General features: G+C 60.6%; 16 protein-coding genes. 8 read left to right on the forward strand and 8 right to left on the reverse strand.

Annotated elements, in window-relative coordinates; all coding sequences use genetic code 11:
• Positions 1–127 precede the first annotated feature (127 nt).
• From ACIOYV_RS13690 to ACIOYV_RS13715, 6 genes are all read left to right on the forward strand, one after another.
• Entirely contained in the window at positions 128–1,765 is a 1,638-nt protein-coding gene (locus tag ACIOYV_RS13690; RefSeq protein WP_401324322.1) for a 5-guanidino-2-oxopentanoate decarboxylase, read from the forward strand.
• Positions 1,762–3,210: an aldehyde dehydrogenase family protein gene (locus ACIOYV_RS13695; protein WP_401324324.1), complete on the forward strand. Its 1,449-nt coding sequence runs from the start codon at positions 1,762–1,764 to the stop codon at positions 3,208–3,210. Before ACIOYV_RS13690 ends, ACIOYV_RS13695 begins: the two co-directional genes overlap by 4 nt.
• 217 nt (positions 3,211–3,427) lie before the next feature.
• A complete protein-coding gene (locus ACIOYV_RS13700; RefSeq protein WP_054045101.1) occupies positions 3,428–4,531 on the forward strand; it encodes an ABC transporter substrate-binding protein in 1,104 nt (367 codons plus the stop codon).
• A gap of 195 nt (positions 4,532–4,726) precedes the next feature.
• Positions 4,727–5,638: an ABC transporter permease gene (locus ACIOYV_RS13705; protein WP_401324326.1), complete on the forward strand. Its 912-nt coding sequence runs from the start codon at positions 4,727–4,729 to the stop codon at positions 5,636–5,638.
• On the forward strand, positions 5,635–6,483 hold the full coding sequence (locus ACIOYV_RS13710; RefSeq protein ID WP_054045098.1) for an ABC transporter permease: 849 nt from the start codon (positions 5,635–5,637) through the stop codon (positions 6,481–6,483). The genes ACIOYV_RS13705 and ACIOYV_RS13710 overlap by 4 nt, the downstream gene beginning before the upstream one ends.
• Before the next feature lie 16 nt (positions 6,484–6,499).
• Positions 6,500–7,555, forward strand: coding sequence for an ABC transporter ATP-binding protein (locus ACIOYV_RS13715; RefSeq protein ID WP_401324328.1), 1,056 nt, complete (start codon positions 6,500–6,502; stop codon positions 7,553–7,555).
• Between the two features lie 132 nt (positions 7,556–7,687).
• On the opposite strand, the gene ACIOYV_RS13720 is transcribed toward ACIOYV_RS13715, so the two are convergent.
• Complete coding sequence (locus tag ACIOYV_RS13720) at positions 7,688–8,617, reverse strand: AraC family transcriptional regulator (RefSeq protein WP_054045094.1); 930 nt, start codon at positions 8,615–8,617, stop codon at positions 7,688–7,690.
• Between the two features lie 336 nt (positions 8,618–8,953).
• Between ACIOYV_RS13720 and ACIOYV_RS13725 the strand changes: the two genes are divergently transcribed.
• Entirely contained in the window at positions 8,954–9,307 is a 354-nt protein-coding gene (locus ACIOYV_RS13725; protein WP_401324330.1) for a putative quinol monooxygenase, read from the forward strand.
• A 41-nt stretch (positions 9,308–9,348) separates the two neighbouring features.
• Positions 9,349–9,579, forward strand: a complete 231-nt coding sequence (locus ACIOYV_RS13730; protein WP_163912488.1) for a hypothetical protein — start codon at positions 9,349–9,351, stop codon at positions 9,577–9,579.
• Here ACIOYV_RS13730 and ACIOYV_RS13735 read toward each other — a convergent pair whose 3' ends face one another.
• The 7 genes from ACIOYV_RS13735 to ACIOYV_RS13765 form a co-directional block, all read right to left on the reverse strand.
• A complete protein-coding gene (locus ACIOYV_RS13735) occupies positions 9,580–10,209 on the reverse strand; it encodes a flavin reductase family protein (RefSeq protein WP_054045088.1) in 630 nt (209 codons plus the stop codon).
• 241 nt (positions 10,210–10,450) lie between these two features.
• Positions 10,451–10,684, reverse strand: a complete 234-nt coding sequence (locus ACIOYV_RS13740; protein ID WP_054045085.1) for a hypothetical protein — start codon at positions 10,682–10,684, stop codon at positions 10,451–10,453.
• A gap of 455 nt (positions 10,685–11,139) precedes the next feature.
• Complete coding sequence (locus tag ACIOYV_RS13745) at positions 11,140–12,462, reverse strand: MFS transporter (protein ID WP_123508574.1); 1,323 nt, start codon at positions 12,460–12,462, stop codon at positions 11,140–11,142.
• A 294-nt stretch (positions 12,463–12,756) separates the two neighbouring features.
• The gene (locus tag ACIOYV_RS13750; protein ID WP_401324333.1) at positions 12,757–14,091 is read right to left on the reverse strand and encodes a sigma-54-dependent transcriptional regulator; all 1,335 of its coding nucleotides are present in this window, start codon (positions 14,089–14,091) and stop codon (positions 12,757–12,759) included.
• Positions 14,085–15,851: an ATP-binding protein gene (locus tag ACIOYV_RS13755; RefSeq protein WP_401324335.1), complete on the reverse strand. Its 1,767-nt coding sequence runs from the start codon at positions 15,849–15,851 to the stop codon at positions 14,085–14,087. Before ACIOYV_RS13755 ends, ACIOYV_RS13750 begins: the two co-directional genes overlap by 7 nt.
• A gap of 74 nt (positions 15,852–15,925) precedes the next feature.
• Positions 15,926–18,703: an RHS repeat-associated core domain-containing protein gene (locus ACIOYV_RS13760; protein WP_401324337.1), complete on the reverse strand. Its 2,778-nt coding sequence runs from the start codon at positions 18,701–18,703 to the stop codon at positions 15,926–15,928.
• Positions 18,700–23,160: a SpvB/TcaC N-terminal domain-containing protein gene (locus tag ACIOYV_RS13765; protein WP_401324339.1), complete on the reverse strand. Its 4,461-nt coding sequence runs from the start codon at positions 23,158–23,160 to the stop codon at positions 18,700–18,702. The genes ACIOYV_RS13760 and ACIOYV_RS13765 overlap by 4 nt, the downstream gene beginning before the upstream one ends.
• Between the last annotated feature and the right edge of the window lie 299 nt (positions 23,161–23,459).

Raw genomic sequence — 23,459 nt, forward strand, 5'->3', positions numbered from 1 at the left:
AGTATGACTTTTTATCCATTGTTGCGGCTACGTGTCGCCCGTTCCAATGAGGCCATCCCTGGGCTTGCCTTCGCATCATAAACACTGCGCAGGCCCGGCGTCTCAAACGAACAAAAAGGGCAAAGACATGGCGACGTGCGGCGAAGTATTGGTCAAGTTACTCGAAGACTACGGGGTCGAGCAGGTGTTCGGCATTCCGGGGGTGCATACCGTTGAGCTGTATCGCGGGCTGGCCCGTTCGAGTATCAACCACGTCACCCCGCGTCACGAACAGGGCGCCGGTTTCATGGCCGACGGCTATGCGCGCACCAGCGGCAAACCGGGCGTGTGCTTCATCATTACGGGTCCTGGCATGACCAACATCACCACGGCGATGGGCCAGGCGTATGCCGATTCGATCCCGATGCTGGTGATCTCCAGCGTGCAGACCCGCAACCAGTTGGGCGGCGGTCGCGGCAAGCTCCACGAATTGCCGAACCAGAGCGCATTGGTCGGCGGCGTGGCGGCGTTCTCCCACACCCTGATGTCGGCGTCGGAATTGCCGGGCGTGCTGGCCCGTGCATTCGCGCTGTTCCAGGCCGGTCGTCCGCGCCCGGTGCACATCGAAATCCCGTTGGACGTGTTGGTCGAAGAGGCCGACGACCTGCTCGCCAGCGTCCCGGTCAACATCGACCGCGCCGGTGCTGCGCCGAGCGCCGTGTCGCGCATGACCGAACTATTGGCCGGCGCCAAACGCCCGCTGATCCTCGCCGGTGGCGGCGCCATCGACGCCGCCGCCGAGCTGACGGAGCTGGCTGAATTGCTCGACGCGCCGGTCGCACTGACCATCAACGCCAAAGGCATGCTGGAATCCAACCATCCGCTGCTGATCGGCTCGACCCAAAGCCTGGTCGCCACTCGCGCCCTGGTGTCCGAGGCCGACGTGGTGCTGGCGATCGGCACCGAGCTGGCCGAGACCGATTACGACGTGACCTTCGCTGGCGGTTTCGAAATCCCCGGCAAACTGCTGCGTGTCGACATCGACCCGGACCAGACCGTGCGCAACTACCCGCCGCACGTGGCGCTGGTGTCTGACTCGCGCAATGCCGCCCAAGCCTTGCTCAGTGCCTTGTCCCACAAATCCCTGGCCGAGCGCCGCAACGATTGGGGCCAGGTGCGTGCCGCGCGTTTGCGTGAAGAACTCGCCGCGTCCTGGGATGCGCCGACTTTGGCCCAGACCCGATTCCTCGAAACCGTTCTGCACGAACTGCCGGACGCGGTGTTCGTCGGCGATTCGACCCAACCGGTGTACACCGGCAACCTGACCTTCAACCCCGAGCGTCCGCGCCGCTGGTTCAACTCGTCCACCGGTTACGGCACCTTGGGTTACGCCTTGCCGGCAGCGATTGGCGCCTGGCTCGGTGGCAGCGTTGAGGGCGGTTCGCGTCCTCCTGTTGTGTGCCTGATCGGCGACGGTGGCCTGCAATTCACCCTGCCGGAACTGGCCAGCGCCGTGGAAGCGCGCACGCCGGTGATCGTGCTGCTGTGGAATAACCAGGGCTACGAAGAGATCAAGAAGTACATGGTCAACCGCGCCATCGAACCGGTCGGCGTGGACATCTACACCCCGGACTTCATCGGTGTGGCCAAGGCCCTGGGTTGTGCGGCCGAAGCGGTCAACGGCGTCGAGCAACTGCGCAGCGCCTTGCGTGCCGCCACGGATCGCCAGGGCCCGACCCTGATTGAAATCGATCAGACCCAGTGGATGAAGGCGGTGTCTAAATGAGTTTTCCAACCACCCTCGACGGCCTGTACATCGACGGCCAATGGTCTGCTGGCCAAGAACACTTGCGCGTGATCAACCCGGCCACCGAAGCCCTGCTGACCACCGTAAATGGCGGCGATGAAAACGCCGTCGATCAAGCGGTTCGCGCCGCGACTAATGCGTTCAGCGATTGGTCGAAAACCACCGGCACCGAACGCGGTGCGATTCTGCGCCGCATCGCTGCTGGCGTCGCGGCGGGTCGCGAACAACTGATGCATTTGCAGTCGAGCAACAACGGCAAGCCACTGTTCGAAGCAGCCATCGACGTCGATGACGTGATCGCCACGTTCGAGTACTACGCCGGTCTGGCCGAAGGTCTGGATGGCAAGCAGGACAGTAATGTCGAATTGCCAACCGACGACTTCAGCGCACGCCTGCGTCGTGAGCCGTGTGGCGTCGTCGGCCTGATCGTGCCGTGGAATTTCCCGATGGTCACCACCGCCTGGAAACTCGCCCCGGCCTTGGCTGCCGGCTGCTGCGTAGTGCTCAAACCGTCGGAAGTCACGCCGCTGCCGGAGCTGGAACTGGCGGCGATCATCGCCGAGGCCGGTTTGCCTAAAGGCGTGTTCAACCTGGTCTGCGGCACCGGTTTGGCGGTTGGTGCGCCACTGTCCGCTGACCCGCGCATCGCCAAGATTTCCTTCACCGGCAGCAATGCGGTGGGCGTTCAAGTGATGCAACGCGCCGCTGAAAGCGTGAAAGGCGTGAGCCTGGAACTGGGCGGTAAGTCCTCGCTGCTGGTGCTCAAGGACGCCGACCTCGAACTGGCTGTTGAAGTCGCTTGCGGCGGCGGTTTCTTCAATGCCGGGCAGATGTGTTCCGCCACAAGCCGTGTGCTGGTCGCCGATGAGCTGGCGGATGAGTTCCTGATTCGTTTGCAGGCCCGTGCCGAAGCGATTCGCGTGGCCGACCCGTTCGACCCGAACGTGGAAATGGGCGCGCTGGTCAATCAGGCGCAATACCAGCGCGTGCTGGGCCACATCGATCGCGGCTTGAGCATTGGCGCCAAGCTGATTTGCGGCGGCAATCGTCCCGCCGATCTGCCACGCGGATATTTTTTGCAGCCGACAATCTTCACCGAAGTGCCCCTCGACAGTGCGCTGTGGTGTGAAGAGATTTTCGGGCCGGTGATTTGCGTACGCAGTTTTGCCTCCGAAGCCGAGGCGATTGCCCTGGCCAACGACAGCCAGTTCGGCCTGGTGGCCAGTGTGGTCAGCCGTGACGCCGAAGCCGCGGATCGGGTCGCCAACGCCCTGCAAGCGGGCCTTGTGTGGATCAACGCGCCGCAAGTGATCTTCCCGCAGACCGCCTGGGGTGGTTACAAGCAGAGCAGCATCGGCCGCGAATTGGGGCCGTGGGGCTTGCAGGCTTTCCAGGAAATCAAACACGTGATTCGCGCCGTCTGACGGCACGAAAAAGGTCAGTGTATGCCTCGTATCGAGGCATGCACTGGTGTCATGGCTTCGATGAGTTTTTATCGATAGTCAGCTGTTTTACACGACCTCAGGATGAACTCACTGGTTCTGCCAAGCCCCCGAAAATACGAGGGATAGCGCTGATCCGGCCGCGCGGATGCAACAGTTTCGACCTGCCTTATACCTACAAAAACAAAGGGAGTCCGTAATGGGCGAGCATGATCTGAACAGACGTCAATTCATCAAAACCGTGGGTGTGGCCTCGGTGGCAGCGGCGGCCATGAGCTTGCCCTTCGTCAAGGCTAACGCCAGCGACACACGCTTCCAGGGCAAGACCCTGCGTTTGCTGACCTGGTCCGATGACACCGGGCTGGCGGCACTGCGCAACATCGCGGCGACTTTCGAAGCCAAGTACGGCTGCAAGGTTATCGCTGACCGCACCGGCAGCACCTCGGAAATGGTCGCCAAACTCAAGGCCGGCGGTGATCGTCCGCAGTACGACATCATCACTTTGGCCGGCGTCGGCGCCGAAGGCCTAGCCGCCGCCGATTTGCTGGAAAAACCCGACCTCAACCGCATCCCCAACCTGGTAGACGTGCCGGAGAAATACCGCACCGGCGCCAACGGTCACGGCATCGGTTACCTGTTGTGGTGCAATAGCCTGGTCTACAGCACTCGCACCCAGACCGAAGCGCCAACCAGCTACGCCGCGCTGTGGGATGCCGAACTGGCGCCGAACATTTTCTTGCCGCCGCCGAACTGGACCGAGGCGATGGACCTGATCATCATCGCCGCCAAACTGGCCGGTGGTGACGAACACAACATCGAGCCGGGCTTCAAGAAACTCGCCGAGTTGAAGGATCGCGTCGTCACCTTGGGCGAAAACCCGAACCAGATTGCCGAGCTGTTCCGCACCGGTTCCCTGGACATGGGTGGCCTCTACGCCCCGGCGTTTTTCCCGAAACAGATCCGCGATCCGAACTACGGCCTCGGCGCCACGTTCGGCATGAAGGAAGGCTTCTACACCGACCTGATGCTCTCGGTAATGCCGAAGAATCGTCCGGGCGACACCGACCTGGCCTACGCCTTCATCAACCACTCGCTGGACCCGCTGGTGCAAGGGAAGATGGCTGAAGACATCTACAACGGCCCGGTCAACGCCAAGGCAATCATCTCCGCTGAAGCGCGCAAGAGCCCGTTCATCCTTACGCCAGAGCAGATTGCCGACAAGGCGATCATGCACGACAACGCCTTCCTGGCCACCGTGCATGACCAATGGATTCGTCGCTACACGGAAATCTTTTCTTCCTGATCGAGTGGTGAACGCAGGTTCTTCAACCACTGAAGATCCCTTGTGGGAGCGGGCTTGCTCGCGAATGCAATCTGTCAGTCGCCATGGATATTGACTGACCCACCGCTTTCGCGAGCAAGCCCGCTCCCACAAGGAGATGGAGGTGGATTCAAGGGCTGTGTTTGCCAGCTGCTTTCCATTGACGAGACCCTTGCTATGGAACACCAACCACATCTGACTCATCCGGTCGCCGTCGCGCCAGCGCCTTCGCGCCGGGGTGTGTCGCCGACTACCCGCGCCTGGCTATTCCTGTCGCCGTCGATGTTGTTTCTCGGCGTGTTGATTGCCGCGAGCCTGCTGGTGCTGCGCATGAGCGTCGGCACCAAGGGCGCGGAGTGGACCGGGTTCAGCCTGGCCAGTTACGCGCAGTTGCTGGAACCCTACTACCTCAAATCCCTGATGCTGACCCTGCGCCTGGCGTTGTTCAGCGCGGTGATTGCGGTGCTGTTGGCGATCCCGGTGGCCTACACCATGTCGCGGCTGACCTCGCCGTTTGTGCGACGGATTTTCCTCGCGGCGGTGCTGTTGCCGCTGCTGGTCAACCTGCTGCTGCAAAGCTACGGCTGGCTGGTGATTCTCGGCCCGGCCGGGATGCTCAATCAGGCGTTGTTGGGCCTGGGCCTGATCAAGCGACCGATCATGCTGCTGTACAACCAGAACGGCGTGTTGATGGGCCTGGTGCAAACCGCGTTCCCATTGGCCGTGTTGCCGATTGCCAGCGCCATGCGCGGTGTGGCGCGGACCTATGAAGAAGCCGCCGCGACCCTCGGTGCCAGTCGCTTCCAGGTGTTCCGTCAGGTGGTGTTGCCGATGAGTCTGCCGGGGATCATCACCGGCGCAACGTTGGTTTTCGCCTACAACGCCAGCAGCTTCGTCGTGCCGTTGCTGCTCGGCGGTCGTCGCGTGCCGATGCTCGCGGTGATGGTGCATGACCAGATCGCCCCGCTGATGAACTGGCCCGCCGCGTCCGCTGCCGGTGTGGTGCTGATTGTCACGACGCTGGCGATCATGACCTTGTCCGAATACATCACGGGCCGTCGTCGGCGCATGCTGGAGGCTTCGCAATGAGTACGTTGACCAAGAAACGCTATGGCCTGCTGCCGGGTGAAACCGGCAAGTTCGCCGGCATCCTCTCAGGCTTCATTTTGCTGCTGGCAGTGCTGCCGATCCTGACGATGATCGTGATGTCGTTCAGCGGCGCGTCGAACCTCGACTTCCCACCCAGCAGCTACAGCCTGCAATGGTATCGCGCGGCCTGGCACACCTTCGTCTCTCCGGACGCCAGCGATGTGCTGAGCCTCGGCAAAGCCATGACCACCAGCCTGATGGTGGCGTGCCTGACCATGGTCTTCGCCACGATCATCGCAGTGCCGGCGGCTTATGCGCTGACCCGTTGCGAGTTCCGTGGTAAAGCCGTGGCCCTGCAATTGATGTCGCTGCCACTGGTGTTCCCGATGGTGGTGTTGGGCCTGGCGTTGCTGCTGGTGTTCGACAGCCTGCCGTTCCAGATCACCACCTCGCGACTGGTGATTGCCCACGTGATCCTGGCGTTGCCATTCGTGGTGAAAAACTGCACGGCGGCGATGCTCTCCATCGGCAGCGAAGTCGAAGAGGCCGCGCAAATGCTCGGCGCCTCACCGACCCGTGCGATTGTCGATGTGGTAGTGCCGCTGATGAAATCGGGGATTCTAGCGGGGATGCTGCTGGCGTTCATCGTCTCCTTCAACGAATTCACCGTGACCTATTTCCTCTACACCATCGACGTCATGACCGTGCCGATCTGGATGTACAGCCGCACCGTGTCTTCGCTCGACCCTACTGTTTTCTCGTTTGCCGTGCTGATCGTGCTGATCGACTTCGTCCTGATTTGGGCGCTGGAGAAGTTAGTCGGTGAAGGTGGCGTTTCGTTCTAATTTCTTGAGGTGATTTATGTCTGGTCTGATTCTGGAAAACGTCGAGAAACATTACGGCTCGGCCTGCGCGGTAAAGGATGTAAACCTGCATTTGCCCGAGGGCAAACTGGTGTGTTTCCTCGGCCCGTCGGGCTGCGGCAAAACCACCTTGCTGCGGATGATCGCGGGGCTCGAAACCCTGTCTGGCGGCGAGATTCGCCTGGACGGCGAGGACATCGGCCACACCCCGGCGCACCTGCGTAACTTCGGCATGGTGTTCCAGTCGCTGGCGCTGTTCCCGCACATGACGGTGGGGGAGAACATCGCTTACCCGCTGAAACTGCGCGGTGTGAGCAAGGCTGATCAGCAGGCGCGGGTGGTGGAATTGCTTGAACTGATTCAGCTGAAGGAAATGATTGATCGTCCGGTGGCGAAACTCTCCGGTGGCCAACGTCAGCGCGTGGCGATTGCCCGGGCGATTGCCTCGCACCCGAAAATATTGCTGCTGGATGAGCCGCTGTCAGCGCTGGATGCGAAGTTGCGTGAGTCGATGCAGGTGGAAATCCGTCAACTGCAACAACGCCTGAACATCACCACGATCATGGTGACCCATGATCAGCGTGAAGCCATGACCATGGCGGATATCGTGGTCGTGTTGGGTGAGCACAAGGTGCAGCAAGTGGGCACGCCGATTGAGATCTACCGGCACCCGGCCAATGAATTCGTCGCGGACTTTATCGGCTCCGGAAACATCTTCCCGGCCACCGCGCTGGGCAATGGCAAGGTTGGATTGCCGGGTGGCGATGCGCTGGAAGTGCCGATCTGCAGCAGCATTGTGGTCGGGGAGAAGATCAAGATGCTGATTCGCCCGGAAGACTTGCAACTGTCGCATCCGCAGGCCACGGCGGGGAATCGCTTGCTGGGCAAGGTGACGTTTGTGCGGGACATCGGCGCGACGATCGAGACGACGGTGGAGTGTTCCGGGGTGTCGTTTACCGCGTTGAGCACGCCGTGTCAGGGGTTTGGGTTGAGTATCGGGAATCCGGTGTCGGTGACCCTTCCGGCCGAAGCCTGCCGAATCCTTAGCGCCTGACGTTAGAGGTGTGGGGTTTTTACTGGCCCCATCGCGAGCAAGCTCGCTCCCACAATGGATCGGTGTACGACTGACCCCTGTGGGAGCGAGCTTGCTCGCGATGAGGCCGGTCGTTACACCGCAAAATCCGGATCAAACCGTCAACCGCAACCGCGCCAAATCCCTTAATGGCGGCGCGCCGAACAACCGGCTGTACTCCCGGCTGAATTGCGAAGGACTTTCATACCCCACCCGATACCCCGCCGCCGACGCTTCCAATCCTTCGGCCAGCATCAACCGCCGCGCCTCCTGCAAGCGCAACTGCTTCTGATACTGCAACGGACTCATCGCCGTCATCGCCTTGAAGCGGTGATGCAGGGTCGACACGCTGAGGTTCACTTCCTTCGCCAGATCATCGATGCGCAGCGGCTGTTCATAGTGGCCGTTGAGCCATTTGATCGCCTGGCTGATCCGATGGCTCTGGCTGTTGGCGATGGCGATTTCATACAGGCGATGGCCCTGCTGGCTGCGCAACAGGCGATACAGGATCTCGCGGCGAATCAACGGTGCGAGCATTGCGATGTCTTTCGGGGTGTCGAGCAAACGCGCCAGGCGCAGCACGGCGTCGAGCATCGCCGCGTCCAGCCGTTCCACGTACAAGCCGCGCCCGGTGGGGCGGGTGGGTACGCCCATGGGGCCGGCGTCGGCGATCAGCGCGGTGATTTCCGCCGGGTCGATGTCCAGCCGCACGGCGAGGATCGGCTCTTCGGAGGTGATCGTCACCACGCGTCCGCTCACCGGCATCGACACCGACACCACCAGGTAATTGAGCGGGTCGTAGGTGAAGACCTCGTCGACCAGCCGAACTTCCTTGCGCCCCTGGGCCATGATGCACAGCGCCGGTTGCGCCAGTCCCGGAGAAAACTGGTGGGTCTGGCTGTAGCGGGACATGAACAGCGAGCCGACGGCAGTCGCATAATTGCCATCCTCCGTCGTGTTGCGGCGGATGATCGCGGCCAGTTCCTCGCGCTGTTTCTCCATGTCGGCGTCCAGCGGGGCTTCAAAGTGATCGAACGACGACATGCAGGGACTCCTCGTTGAGGCGTTGTTGATGGGGCAGAGCTTAAGTTTGTGCAATCGAGGGCGGTAGACACATCCTGCCTGATGCTTGCCTGATTCTGCACTGGGTTGTATCGAGGCGTTGCCCTGGCAGTGCCGACGGGCTGAAACTTGCTTGAAACCGCTGTGTCATCGGTGGGACATGTCTGGGGCTGCGTTTCAGGCCGGTTTAGCCATCCTCGCAGGATTGTGCAACAAGCTGGCAGGAATCGACTAACGGCTTACCCTTCGCGCCGCCTAACCTTGGATCCTGTCGCAGCCCGTCCCTGGCTGCCACGCAACTCCTTGGGAGGGTTGAACATGTCTACGCAAATTCCCGTCAGCCATATGGCCTTCGTGCGTGCCCGCTCCGGTCGTTCGGCGGAACTCGGTGCACGCCTGAGCGCGTTGATCGAGCCATCGCGCTCAGCCAGCGGTTGCCTGAGCTTTGCCCTGCAACACTCGCAATGCGATCCCGACCTGTGGCTGGTGTCCGGCTTCTGGACCCATCAACAGGCCATGACCGCATATTTCAGCACCCCCGCCATGCAGGTTTTCGCCGATCTGGTGCAGGACTTGGTGGTCAACAGCCTGGATTTCCACACCTTCAAGGATGTTTCGGCGGCCCAGGCCCTTGGTCAGACCAAAGCACAGGTGCACAAACTGGTCGGTTGAGGGTTTAATGGCTGCATTCTCAATTAGCCAGGATGCGCGACATGGCACGCAAAGCCTTTGAAACATTTGAAGCCGTATCTGCCGTAGTACCCCGTGAAGGCGGTTATAACGCCGCAATCGCCACCAAGGCCATCGGTGGCACCGGTGCACCACGTTTTAATAAAGTGCTTGAAGAGCAAACCTTCACGACTGCTCGCGATGCCGATGAAGCGGCGGCGTTGGCGTTGACTAAGCTCAAAGGCGTCAGCGAAGACGGCGATTTGATCTGGTAGTTACTTTTTCGCCCCTGGGCGGTACATCTTGAACAATGCCTCTGGCCCCAGCTGAAAGTAATCCGCCGGCCCGCCGCCGCGCAGAATCGGTTCTGCCGCGGCGGTGTCGTACACCCCATCCTTCAACAGCCACTTGGCGATATGCACGGCGACCACTTCGCCGAGAATCAGCCAGCTCGGCACCACATCCCCGTCCGCACGCTGCAACTGAATGATCTGCGTGACCTTGCATTCGAAGGACACCGGGCTTTCAGCGACCCGTGGCACCTGAATGATGGTCGAGGCGACTGGCGTCAACCCGGCCAGTTCGAATTCGTTGGTTTCGGGTGAAACCATGGCGCAGCTCTGGTTCATCTGCTCGGCCAGTGGCCGGGTAGCGAGGTTCCAGGCGAACTCACCGGTCTGCTCGATGTTGTTCAGGCTGTCTTTGCGCCCGACACTGGAAAACCCAATGATCGGCGGAATGTAGTTGAACGCGTTGAAGAAGCTGTAGGGCGCCAGGTTCAGGTGGCCGTTGGCATCTTGTGAAGAAATCCAGCCGATGGGACGCGGGCCGACGATGGCGTTGAACGGGTCATGAGGCAAGCCGTGGCCGTTGGCGGGTTCGTAGTAGTGGATGTCGTCGGGCATGTTGGGGATTCCTGGGGCGGTGTTCGAGTGGCAGCCATAGTGCAAGGCATGTTCGGTAAATTCCAGTGTAGGAGCGAGGCTTGCCCGCGAAAGCGGCGGCACATCCAGCGTAGATGTGTCAGGTCAGCCGCCTTCGCGGGCAAGCCTCGCTCTTACAGGGGGATGTGGTGGTGTTGGTATTTTGGCTACCTCAAAAACGACTAAGCCCGGCCGAAGCCGGGCTGTTCAATTCCTCCAGGTGTTAACCGATAGCACCCGCGGTGCCGGTTTTATCAAAGCCGTCAGCGGCGATCGCGCCAGCGGTGCCGGTGTGATCGAAACCGTCCGAGGCGACAGTGGCCGAGTGGGTTTGCTCGATGGCAGCGGTGGCGCCAGAGATGAAGTCCGCCGTGCCGGTTTTGTCGGAACCATCGGCAGCGTAGGTGTTGGCCGCCAGTACGGTCAGGGCCAGGGCGAGGAACAGTTTGGTTTTCATGATAATTACTCCAGCTTCGTTAAAGTTGATTTAAAACTCCAGCTTCAGGCTAAAAGGTATCGATTAAGTCGATGTTAAGGCCGCTAGATGTTCGCGCTTTCGGGGCTTGAGCGGGCGTATCGCAGTTAATCGATCAGACAGGGACAGGATGTGTTTAGAGCATTAACCGATGATTAATCCCGGATAACAGTTTTTTCATGTCCCAGGCCTTGGTGGTTTTGGGGGCTGCAATGGATATACGTGGGGCATTGGGGGGTGGATGCGCGGGGGGCGAAAGATTTTTGCTGGAGGGAGCTTGGCTTTAGATCGAGGTGTGGCCTTCGCGGGCAAGTCGGGTCGCCGCATCGCTCGCTCCTACAGGGTTGAGTCGCTCACAAAATGTGTGAACGACATAAAACCTGTAGGAGCGAGGCTTGCCCGCGAAGAGGCCAGTACAGCCAATACAAACCTTGCTGTCAGTCCGTCTCGATCCGCGAATGCTTGCGGGTGTCTTTCATGGTCACGTACACCAGCAACGACACGGCGATGCACGCGGTGACATACCAGTAGTAACCGGTTTCCATGCCGATGCTCTTGAACCACAGCGCGATGTATTCGGCGGTACCACCGAAGATCGACACGGTCAGCGCATACGGCAGGCCGACGCCCAGGGCACGGATCTCGGTCGGGAACAGTTCGGCTTTGACCACCGCGTTGATCGAGGTGTAGCCGCTGACGATGATCAGCGCCGCCATGATCAGGAAGAACGCGCCCCACCAGGTCTGGATGGTGTGCAGGGTGGTCAGGATCGGCACGGTGAACAGTGTGCCCAGTACGCCGAAGGCAATCAGGATCGGCCGGCGACCGACCTTATCCGACAAGCCGCCGATGATCGGTTGCAGGCACATGAACAGGAACAGCGTGGCCGCCGAAATGCTGGTGGAGTCGGTGATGCTCATGCCGACGGTGTTCACCAGGTATTTCTGCATGTAGGTGGTGTAGGTGTAGAACGCCAGGGTGCCGCCCATGGTCAGGCCGACCACGGTCATCAGCTCTTTTGGGTGGCGCATCAGCGTGCGCATGGCGCTTTCTTTTTTCTCTTTCTTGACCTTGTTGAACGACTCGGTCTCTTCCATGCCACGACGCAGGTAGAGCGCGACCACCGCACACAACGCGCCGATGGCGAACGGGATGCGCCAGCCCCAGGCGTACAGCTGTTCGGTGGTCAGGGTCTGCTGCAGCACGATCAACACCGCCAACGCGATGAGCTGGCCGGAGATCAGGGTCACGTACTGGAAGCTGGAGTAGAAGCCGCGACGTTCCTTGGTCGCCATCTCGCTGAGGTAAGTCGCCGAGGTGCCGTATTCGCCACCGACCGAAAGGCCCTGCAGCAAACGGGCGAACACCAGCAGGATCGGCGCGCCGATGCCGATGGTTTCATAGTTGGGGCTCAAGGCGATCAGCAGCGAGCCGAAGCACATCAGGTACACCGAGGCCATCAACGCGCGTTTACGACCGGCGCGGTCGGCGTAGAGGCCCATCAGCCAGCCACCGATCGGACGCATCAGGAAGCCCACGGCGAAGATCGCGGCGGTGTTCATCAGTTGCGCGGTGGAGGAACCGGCGGGGAAAAACGATTTTGCGAAGTACAGGGAGAACGCGGCGTAGACGTACCAGTCGTACCACTCGACCATGTTGCCGACGGAGCCGCTGAAGATCGATTTGATCCGGCTGGCGGTGGTTCTTTCTTTGGCAGGCGCGACGGCCGACCCGAGGGGCAGGGCGTTGGAGTTATCCATTGAAGGATCCTTCGTTTAATTGTTTTTGTGGAGCGCGAGTTAACGCAGCCTGCAGGGGCTATAGCAGGAGGTGTGCCAAGGGGAGGAGGGCCGGTTTAGAGGGGGTGGCGGATTTTTATGAGCGGAAATCCGCTTATTGCTTGAGAGTGGTGAGCGGAAAATTGCTCATTTAGTTCAGGAGCTGCTTTGGCTGTACTGGCCTCTTCGCGGGCAAGCCTCGCTCCTACATTTGGAACGCATACCCCGTAGGAGCGAGGCTTGCCCGCGAAGGGGCCCGCACAGGCACTGCAAAAATCAGATGTCCTGCAAAAACATCTCCCGAGTCAGCCCGTGCCGCTGCAGCTTTTCATTGAACGTCCGACGCGGCAGTTGCAGCTCTTCAAGCACCGCTTTCACATCGCCCTTATGCCGGGTCAACGCCGCGCGCAAGCAATGGGCTTCAAACGCTTCCTGCTGCGCCGCCAGCGACTGGCCAGGCTCAATCCCCGCCGGTTCCGGCTCACCCAACCCCAGCACCTGACGCTCAGCCACGTTCGCCAGTTCCCGCACATTGCCCGGCCAGTCGTGGCTCAGCAGATGGCTCAGTTGTGGGCCGCTCAACGGCGGGAAGGTCCGGCCCAGGCGTTCGGCGGCGTTCTGGGCAAAGGTTTCGAACAACAACGGAATGTCTTCCCGGCGCTCGCGCAACGGCGGCAGGCGCAATTCGGCGACGTTCAAGCGATAGGCCAAATCCTCGCGAAAACGTCCGGCCCGGGCTTCGTCGAGCAAGTCGGGTTTGGTCGCAGCAATGATCCGCAAATCCACCCGAATGCTCTGGTTCGAGCCCAGCCGTTCGAGCTTTTGCTCCTGCAACACCCGCAATAACTTGACCTGCTGGGCCAGGGGCATGCTTTCGATTTCATCGAGGAACAGCGTGCCGCCATCGGCGTATTCAAGCTTGCCGATGCGCTTGCCCGAAGCGCCGGTGAACGCGCCGCTCTCGTGACCGAACAGCTCGGCTTCGAACAACTGCTCGGGAATCGCCGCACAATTCAGCGCCACAAACGGCTTGTCCGCACGCGGGCCGAAGTCGTGCAGGCAACGGGCAACCAATTCCTTGCCGCTGCCGGTTTCGCCACGGATCAACACGTTGACCGGCAGCGTCGCCAAATCCAGCACTTGCCGACGCAACGTCTGCAAGCCACGGGACACGCCAAGCAGCGTGGCGTCAAGTTTGGCGCGGTTGTCGGCTTGCACATGCAGGGCACGGTTTTCCAGGACCAACCGACGCTTTTCCAGCGCCCGGCGCAAACTGCCAAGCAAGGTTTCCGGGCTGAAGGGTTTTTCCAGAAAGTCGTAGGCACCATCGCGCATCGCTTCGACGGCCATCGGCACATCGCCGTGGCCAGTCAGCAAAATCACCGGCAAGTCGGGATCGCGGCGCTGTACTTCGGCCAGCAGTTCCAAGCCAGTCATGCCGGGCATGCGCACGTCGCTGAGGATCACTCCGGGGAAATGCGCCGGCAGTTGCGCCAGGCATTCATCGGCGCGACTGAACAACTGCACGTCGAAACCCGACAGGCTCAGCCACTGTTCGACGGCACTGCGGATGCTGCTTTCGTCGTCGACCACGATCACTGAATTCAGCATGAGACGGGCTCCTCCAGATCAATCGGCAAGGTCAGGGTGAACACTGCGCCATTGTCGTGGTTGTCGGCCGACAGGCGTCCGCCGGATTCATGCGCGATGGCAAACGATACCGCCAGCCCCAGGCCCAAGCCATCGCCCACCGGTTTGGTGGTGAAGAACGGATCGAACACGTTCGGCAAGTGTTCCTCGGCAATCCCGCCACCGTTGTCGGAAACGCTCAGACGCCATAATTGCTCATCGGCTTCGAGGCGGATTTCCAGGCGTTTGCAGGGTTTGTCGTGCACCGCGTCGAGGGCGTTGCGCAGCAGGTTGATCAGCACTTGTTCGAGACGAATCGCATCGCCACGCACCCACGCCGGGCGCGTCAGGTGCAACACCGTGCTGACGTTTTCATCCCGCAGGCGTGCGTCGAGCAACTGCAAGGATTGATCAACCACCGCCGCCAGATCCAGCCGTTCGCGCAGGCCGCTGGGGCTTTTGCGGGCGAAGGTTTTCAGGTGACCGGTGAGCGCCGCCATGCGCGTGAGCATGTCGTCCACCGGTTTCAGTGCTTTGTAGGCGTCATCGACCCGACCGTGATCGAGCAGCAGCCGCAGCGTTGCAAGCTGCATGCGCTGGGCAGTCAGCGGCTGGTTGATTTCATGCGCCAGCGCCGCCGACATTTGCCCCAGTGCCGCGAGTTTGGCCGATTGCACCAGACCGTCCTGGGCAGTGCGCAGGTCACGGGTGCGTTCTTCGACCAGTTGCTCGAGTTCCTCCCGGCTGCGCTGACGCATTTTCGCCAGGCGCCAGCGCTGGTTGAGGAACAACAACAGAAACACCAGCGCCAGCCACGATCCGGCGGCGGCGAGGCCGGCATTGCGGCTGTCTTCGAAGGCGATTTGCGGGCGGCGCAACAGGTGCAAGGTCCAGCCTTCGGCGGGCAGCGGCAGGGATTCCCACAGGTAATCCGCCGTGCCGTCGGGGCCATCGACCCGCGCCAGATCGCTGTTGTCATCGAAGCGCCGCACCGATTGATACTTCAGCGGCGTCAGCGGTTGCTTGTCGTATTGACGGGTGGCCTTGAGCTCGGCGTGATCGCTGTCACTCAGCGGTTTCAACTGCCGATAACGCCAGCCCGGCTGGTTGGCGATGAAGATGATTCCGCGCGCATCGCTGACCAGCAGGGTATCGGTGCCTTGACTCCATTCGCGCTCAAGTTCGGGGAATTCGAGTTTCACCACCATGGCGCCGAGGAACTCGCCGTTGTCCCGGGTCACCGCGCTGGACAGGAAATAACCGGGAATCCCACTGGTGACCCCGACCGCATAAAAACGCCCGGTGCCCTGGGTGCGGGTCTGGCTGAAGTAGGGGCGGAAGCCGTAATTGTGCCCGACGTAACTGCTGGGCAAACGCCAATTGCTGGCGGCCACGGCCAGGCCGGTGTGGTCGAGCAGTTCCAGGGTCGAGGATTGCGCGGCGCCGTTGATCTTTTCCAGTTTGCGGTTCAGCAGGTCCTGCTGTTCAGGACTCACAGCGCCATCGAGGGCCGAACGCAGTTCCGGGTCAAGTGCCAGCACGGCGGGCAGGGCGCGATAGCGGTCGATCAGGGTGTGCAGGGAATTGGCGTACAGCGCCAGTTGCTGGTTGGCGCGGGCCGCGTCGTCTTCCAGAGCCTGGCGTTCGGCGTGACGCATGGCCAGACCCGCCGCCAGAACCGCACCGGCAACGATCAGCAGGGTGTAAAGCGTCAGGCGCAGAGTCCGGGAAGTCGCAGGCATGGCGTCGTAAACAGTCAGCAATACGGGCGCGCACGATAGCATGCCGTATTGCTGGTGCCGTCTGTCGAGACCCGTTACTTGAACCTGGAATCGATGTTTCGCCGGGCATCGAGCCTGCCGACCAACTCTCTACTACGTCCGATCCTCGCTTTTACCTCGTGCGTCAAACGCTCCAGCGGTTGGCGGTGAATGCGCTGATAGCGCTCGGGTGATTGAGCGATGGCGTAGGGGTTTGGAACAATGTCCGCCGGGTTGACCACATTGGTTTTCAACGCGTCGAAACCGGCCTGAGCCTTGGGCAGTTCTGTATCGATGTAACTTTCCCAGTCATCCAGCAGGGCATTGAATTTTGCAATTTTCATCGGGGTCATACCGGACAGGGCTTCGTTGGCTTCGGCCGCCAGCAGAAACCCTTCCATCATCTGCCCGACACCGCCCACATACGCGCCTATCACTTTGCCCAAGGCAATCGTCGAAAATGCATAGGGCGAGGTATCGATACTGTCGTCGCTGGTAATGTTCAGGCCTTCTTGAATGGCGGCTACGTTCATGGTCGATGTGCGCGGAACAATAGGGCGAATGAGGGCCGGTCTTGCCTGTTGCGTGTGCAACCCTTCAGCCGTTGAGGCCGCGATGTTGCCGCCGACTATGTTATTCACATCCCCCAGTTCGCTGTGGACGACCGAGCCCGTTACTCCGGTCAATTGCAGACCGGCGTTGAATTCAATCGCTGTCGTGAAGGCCAGATTGGCGGTATTGGCCAGCATGCCTTTAGTGACGGCGTTGGGTTTGAAGGTGTCGCGGGTCCACAGGTCCTTGAACGCTTGCCAGGCCGAATCGCTGACCGGTTTTGGCTCGTCAACGAATAGGCCGTTGAGTTGCGCAATGAAGGTAACGGCCTGTTGGTTTATTCCTGAAAGCGTTCGGGCGTAGTCATCGATTTGTTGCTTGTACGCAGTCTCGGTGCGGTTTTGACCGTTGTCATCGAAAAACCTCAGTGGATTATTCCCCACGAACCCATACAGGTTCAGCCCATCCACGGTTCCGCCCGGATCGACACTCACCCACCGCTGCAACCACGGCGCGTAATAGCGCGCGCCGTAGTAATACAACCCGCTGACATCCATCTCCTTGCCCGAATAACGAATGGTTTTGTAATCGGCCTGCACCTGTGACGTCGCCGCCCACCAGGCTGTACCGCCAAAGGGGTAGTAGATTTCCCGGCTGATCAGCGCGCCGTTGCGGTCCAGTTCAAGAGTGCTGGAACCCAGGTGATCGTCGAGGCCGTATCGCAACTGATCTTTTTCGATGCCGGCCGGTTGGCCGCTGACCCAATGCAGGCAGCGCACGTTGCCGGGCAGGGTGATCACGTGCAGTTCTTCGCTGTTATCCAGGGTGCGAATCTCAAGGCCCGACAGGTAGCGTACTTGCCGAACATGGCTCGTGGAACTGGCCTGGGTCACCAGCCGTTTACTGACCCGCGCCCCCTGACTGTAAACATAGGTTTCCTCGTCATGCGGCCCGCCGCTCCGTTCGACCAGCCGCGCCACCGCCAGTTGATCGCGGCTGTTCCAGGTCAGCGGTTGGCCTCTTTGCAGGGATCGAAAATTCCCGTGGGCATCAAACAGATCGTCGAACACCGGCTCGGGCTCGCCGGCCGTCCAGCGAACACCGCGATTGCTGCCGGGGGCGATGCGCGTGATTTGGGTGTGATTGTTGCCTTCGCGCACATGACGCAGCAGTGTCAGGTTGCTTGCCGAATCGTATTCATAGTGCTGCACATAGTTATAGAGACGACCCGTATCGATTGGCGTGGCCACGGGAGGCAAACCCGGATGCAAATGGGGGGCATCGGCTTCGAAACTACTGGCGCTGGTCAGTTGATACAGCGAGTCATACGTGAAGGATCTATGACCGTCGACATGCTGGTTGGTGAAATAGACCTCGGTGAAGCCATGGTCTTCAATGCGGGTGATGTTGCCCACCCGGTCATGGAAATACTCGAAGTCTTGCAGCGGTGTTTCCGTGTTCTTTTGCGCTTTCAGCCGAGTAAGACGTCCATCGGCCGGGTCGTAAGTCCAGTTACTGATCACGCTATTACCTGCGAGCTGTTCGATGATCTGCCCGGCGGCGTTGTATTGCGCATCCGTGAGGATGTCTTTCAACGCAGGGTCCGAGGCAAGCTGCAAACCGACCTGCTTGAGTTGCGCGGCGATGTCATAACGCAGCTGTTGCCGATGCCCGCCAGCATCGGTCTGATCCAGCACCGCACCGAGCGGGCTGAAGGTGCGGCTGCTCAGGTACGTCTTGCCATCGGCAAACGCTCGGGTATCACGCAGCGCCTGGCCTTGCAGGCTATAGCTGTCGAAGCTCAGGCGACCGGAAGGGTCGACCTGCTCGATCATCTGCCCGCGTAGATTGTTTCCCGACTCGGCTGAGCCCTCGGCATAGGTGAAGCGCTCGACATTCGGCTGGGCGTTTTCCTCGACGGCGGTGACACGCAATTGCTCGTCGTGGGTGGTTCGCCAGTGATTGCCCCGTTGGTCCCAGCGTTGCAGCACCTCGCCGGCCACACCGGCCAGGCTCAAGCGCCAGCCGCCGTCGACGCTGTCCACCTGCACGCCTTCGCCGCCTAGTCGATAGTGTGTGCGGAGATTGGGTTTCGGTGCGGTACCGAAGAGCCTGGGGTCCCATTGTTCGATCGGCCGGCCAGGCACGTCATGGTGCTGGCGGGTGATGAGCGATTGTGCCGCTGTACCTGCCACGGTACGCAGGTACGCCACCTGGCGAACGGGCAGGCCGCGACTGTCATTCACCACCAGCGAAGGTGTGTGCCAATTCACCGTGTTCATGGCTCAAGTGCCTCGCTGTCGTTGAAATCATGACTGGCGCGATACCACGGATGCAGGGTTTCGAAAGACTCGTAGCCTTTGGCGCTGATCACTTTGGCCGGGCGGCCCAGCGGGTCGTAGAACTGCTGGTCGTGATAGCCAAACTGGCGGAAGGACTGGTTGCGCACATAGCCATGGGTATTGCAGAAATAGGGACGGAATACCCGCGTCACCGCGCCCTTGTTGTTGTATTCAACGCGTTCGCTGATCCGCCAGCGTGGGTCCGCGTGTTTTTCCAGCGGCTGGCCGTCCACCAGTTCCAGTTCGAGGTTGGCATCGACGCTGTAGGCGATCCCCGGTTCGACTTTTTGCTGGGTTTGCAGCGCCCGGCCAAAACCGTCCACGCAGGACTTGATGATCTGGATCTGCTGCAATGGATCATCGGGGTAGCGGTCGGCGGTCAGGACCACGCTGTGCACCGGTTCGCGGGGCGTTGCGTGAATCATTTCGTTCAGCGTCTGCAGGGCCGAAGTCCGGGACTTGAGGCAGGCCAGGCGCACCCGAGCGCTGGCGCGGATATGCAGGCTCGGCAACACAAAGCCTTCCGCGATCCAGCCGACCAGCCAGTCAGGTGTCAGCCGCACGGATGCGTCGAGTTGGCCCATCCAACTGAACAGGTCCTTGCGCAGTACGCTGGCGGCTTTTTGCAGCGCGGCCGGTGGGTTGTCGATGGCCGGCCCCGGGAGCGGTGATGCGGGGCGAACGTGTTCACTCAACGGCCTGAATCCGACAGGCACGCCGTCTTCGGTGCCGTAGAAACTGATGGCGAGCGGTTGGCCGGACGGTTCGTAGAGGGCTTCCTGAACATTGTCGTTGGCGTCGATGATGCGTAGCGGTAACAGCGCGTGATAGTCGTATTCGACGCGGCTGGCGCAGCCGTCCGGCAGCTCGACCCGGATGACCGCCATGCGGTAGGCATCGTATTCGGCCTGGGTGAAACCGTGGCTTCTGGTTTCCCTGTATCGGCGTACGTTGTAGAAGTCGCCCAAGTCGCCGTATTCGGCGAACGAATAGAGTGCGGACCACAGGTTTTTCTTCTGGTCTTCTTCCGCATCCGGTTCAAGAAACAGCGGCATGGGCGCGTAATCGATCTTCGCCAGTTCTGCCCGAATGTCGAACGGTGCGGGCAGCACGTCGTAAGCGCTGAGCGCGGTTTTATCCAGTTGCGCGATTTCCTGGGGGGCGGCCAACGCTTCGAATTCTGCGCTGCCGTCCGGGAGTAACGTGGCGCGATCAAGGGTTTTCAGATAGCGCTGCACCGATTGCGATGTCAGTACCCGCCCGTTGTTCCAGTCAGTGCTGTTGTGATGTTCGAGCATCGACTCGTAGCTGATCTTTCCCGGGTTGAGTCCTGACGGCAATGAACCCTTGGGCAGTTTCAAGGCGTTACTGCGCTGCCGATACGGCAAGCCCAATCGCCAGGCCTGGGCTTCGGTCAGGTGAATGAATTCGACGCGGGTTTCGCTCAGGTAATAAAACTGCTGGGCGGGGTCATGGGCGTCACGCCACCAGGCTTGCTCATCCGCGTCGTCGAAGGGCGGCGTGTCGACTTCGGTACGACGTCGCGCGTAATGCAGGGTCAGCGTATGCACCGGCAGACCAAATTCATCCTGGGCCAGGGTGATGTCATGTTGGCAAAGCGGGTCATCGATGAAGCGTTCGTACTGGTAGCTGATGGTTTCCAGCAGCGAAGGCAGCAGGGTCCCGTAGGGTGAATGCGCATCTTTGATCCGCAGTTCCCGGACTTTGTAACGGTGTTCTTGAACCTGATAGGGCTGGTCGTCGTTCAGCGCATAGGTTTCCGTGCGCAACACCGAGCCGGCGAGGGCCCGGGCGATTTCGCGGCGGGTGGCTTCGTCCGCTGGCGTCACCGGTTCATCGAAACCATCGCTGGCGTGGTAGCGGCAGAACAGCGTATCGCCCAGCGGCCACGCCTCTGAATCATTCTTGAAAGCGCCTTCGCGGGGCATGTCCACGTCCCGTCCGGTATGGAACCAGGTGCAGACCAGCGCTGGCGCGGTAAAAGCCTTGTCGTCTTCGTCGTGGCTGGCTTCGCTGTCGGTCTGGCACACGCGGCCGAAGCCGCGCAATTCCCGTTCGAAACCGTCGTAGTTCGCCTGGGAAAAACGAATTAACTGGGTGAGTTCGCCGCCGGTGATTTCGTCCTTCTGGGTTTGCCGTGTGACCACCTGGACCGGAAACGGCAGGTACGACACCGGGAGCATTTTGAGTTTGAGCAGTTGAGCCTTTTCGTCCAGCCACTCCTGGGCAGAGCTGCGATAGCGCACTTCGGTGCTGCAACCCATATTGTTGTTGCTACCGCTCAGCAGGTAAGGCCGGGCGTGGACAAAATCATAGCGCCAGTGCCGAGGCTTGATGTGCGGCACCGTCAGGATCAGGCTGGCGCAGCCCAGGCCTTGCAGGTCGGCGAGGGTGACCTGGCACAGGTTGTCGTAACGCACCCCTTCGGGCCATGACACCTTTAGCGGAATTTGCTCCAGGCCATTGCCGCCACGGTTGTAGTAGATGTCGAAACCGTTGCTGTTGAGGTAAATCAGCGACGGCGCGCCGCAGCCGTCCAGGTCGGCAATGCGCACCCGCACGGCATCGAATTCGGCATAGCTGAAGGGCAGGGCGCTCATCACAAAACCCCGGCCAAATCGCCCGTGACCGAGGTTCGGCCAGCATTTGATTTCATTGTGGCGAATGCGGCACAACTCGCTCATGTCGCTGCCGAGCATATTGCCGAGAAATACCAGCTCTGTAGGCGAGTCGCTGAACAGCGGCAAGCGGTCGTCATCCGCGTCATGGGGCACGTCCTCGCCTTTGGCAAACCCGTGTTCGCGGCGGTTGGCGTACAGGCGCACGCTCTTGGGGCCAATCAGCGCCAGGGAGCTGAGGCCGTCGCCGGATAAATCGCCCATCTGCGCCAACGTGTGGAAAAACTCCACCGGGAACGCCTCGAACGGGATGAAACCGGACCAACTGCGGTCCGGGTTGAGGGTGTGAAAACCGCTCGCGCCCGGTTGGGCGATGATCCAGTCGAGGCGCCCGTCGCCGGTCAGATCGGTCAGGGTTTGCAGCACCGGTTTGTTGCTATCGGCGCGCGGCAGTCTGCTCAGCAACGTCCACGGACCATAGGCGACATCATCACCGTTTGACTCTGCACGCAACGGTTCGCGGTAATACCAGGCCTGGTCGTAGTGGCACACAAATCCCGGTAAACCTTCGCCGAACAGATCGACACATTGATAGCGTTGCCCGTTCTCAAGGCCGGGCATATTGTCGAACGCAAAAAATGTCGCCGGTTGGGGATTGAGTTCGAACGCCGAGTAATCGAATTCCACCGGTGGCAGGTTTTCCACCATGCCGCTCGCGTCATACGCCTGATAGTGCGCGGCCACCAATTGGCTGTAACCCAGCGAAGTGGAGCGGTACTCCAGTAACAGGCGTCGGACCAGCGCCGGTGTTGCCTCCAACTCTTCGGGGAAGTGATGGAACATCAACACCTGATGACACAGGCGCCGGGTGCCCACTTCGAAGCCATCACCGTAGGTGTGAAACGGATCGCTGCGAACCAGCCACTCGCCCGGTGCGCTAAACGGTGGTTTTTGCTCTCGATCGAGGGTGCGTTCGCCGTAGTCGAACACCAGATGAAAGTGCCACGCCGCCGATGCCTGTGCGTCCCAGCCATACAAATGAGCGCTGGCCTCGACGTTGCCATAGAGCACGCGATGCAGGTAACGCTGGGCTCGGTAGTCGTGAGGCTGGCCGGGGGGTTGATTCGTGTCCTCGGACTTGTATTCGTAACCGATGTGCTCGCCACGGGGGTTCAGGCTTTCCTGCAATAGCCAGGAGGCCACGTTTAGCGGGTTTTGCGGGTCGGTGATGCGGGCGGTTTCGGCTTTGCCAAAAAGGTGCAGGCTGCCGTCGCTACCGTGCACCAGCCAGAACCCTTGAGGGTTGTCGCCAGAACGCCACAACTCGATCAGCTCGAAGCCTGTTTCAACGCGAGGGTAATAACGCAGCACGCTGTGCGGGCCAATCATCAAACCGCGGTATTGGGTTTCGATTCGCCACTTGATCGCCCCTTGTGCATCGCGTTCGGGGCGCCACTGCTGACCATCGTGGCCGATGATCGCGTCGTCTACGGCATAGCGCGGCACACCCTTGTTGGTCTGGCGAGAAATGGCAGCGTTGTTCACACCCCAGCCGATCCCGAAGGGGCCGTTGCCGGCCTGGCTGTTGTAGCTCAAGGTCAGGCCGGGATCGAAACCACGTCCAGAGGAAACCGGCAGCGTCAGCTCGAACGAGGCACTGCCGGTGAAACCGACCGTGCCGCTTTTGCTCACCATGGCAATCGAGGCGTTTCTGGAAATGGAGGGCGTGGTAATGCTCAGCGACGCTTGGTCTTCCATTTTGTTGATCCTGTCCCGTCGCGGCAAAAGGTTTCGCGGTGGGTCAACGCTATCAAGTTGGCGGCGTTGCGTAACCTGTCAGATATGACAGGTGGGGGCAGGTTTTCTAGAACGAATGGGGTGTTGGGCGAACTTGTTTATAACGATCAACACTGAACCCCGGTGGGAGCGAGCCTGCTCGCGAAGAGGTCGTGTCAGTTGACATCAATGTTGAAGACATACCGCTTTCGCGAGCAGGCTCGCTCCCACAGTTGGTTGTGGTGATTTATCGACCTGCAAAAAAACGGCCGGATCATCTG

The organism is Pseudomonas sp. NPDC087342, from assembly GCF_044744265.1.
In the GTDB taxonomy this organism is placed as follows: Bacteria; Pseudomonadota; Gammaproteobacteria; order Pseudomonadales; family Pseudomonadaceae; genus Aquipseudomonas; species Aquipseudomonas nunensis.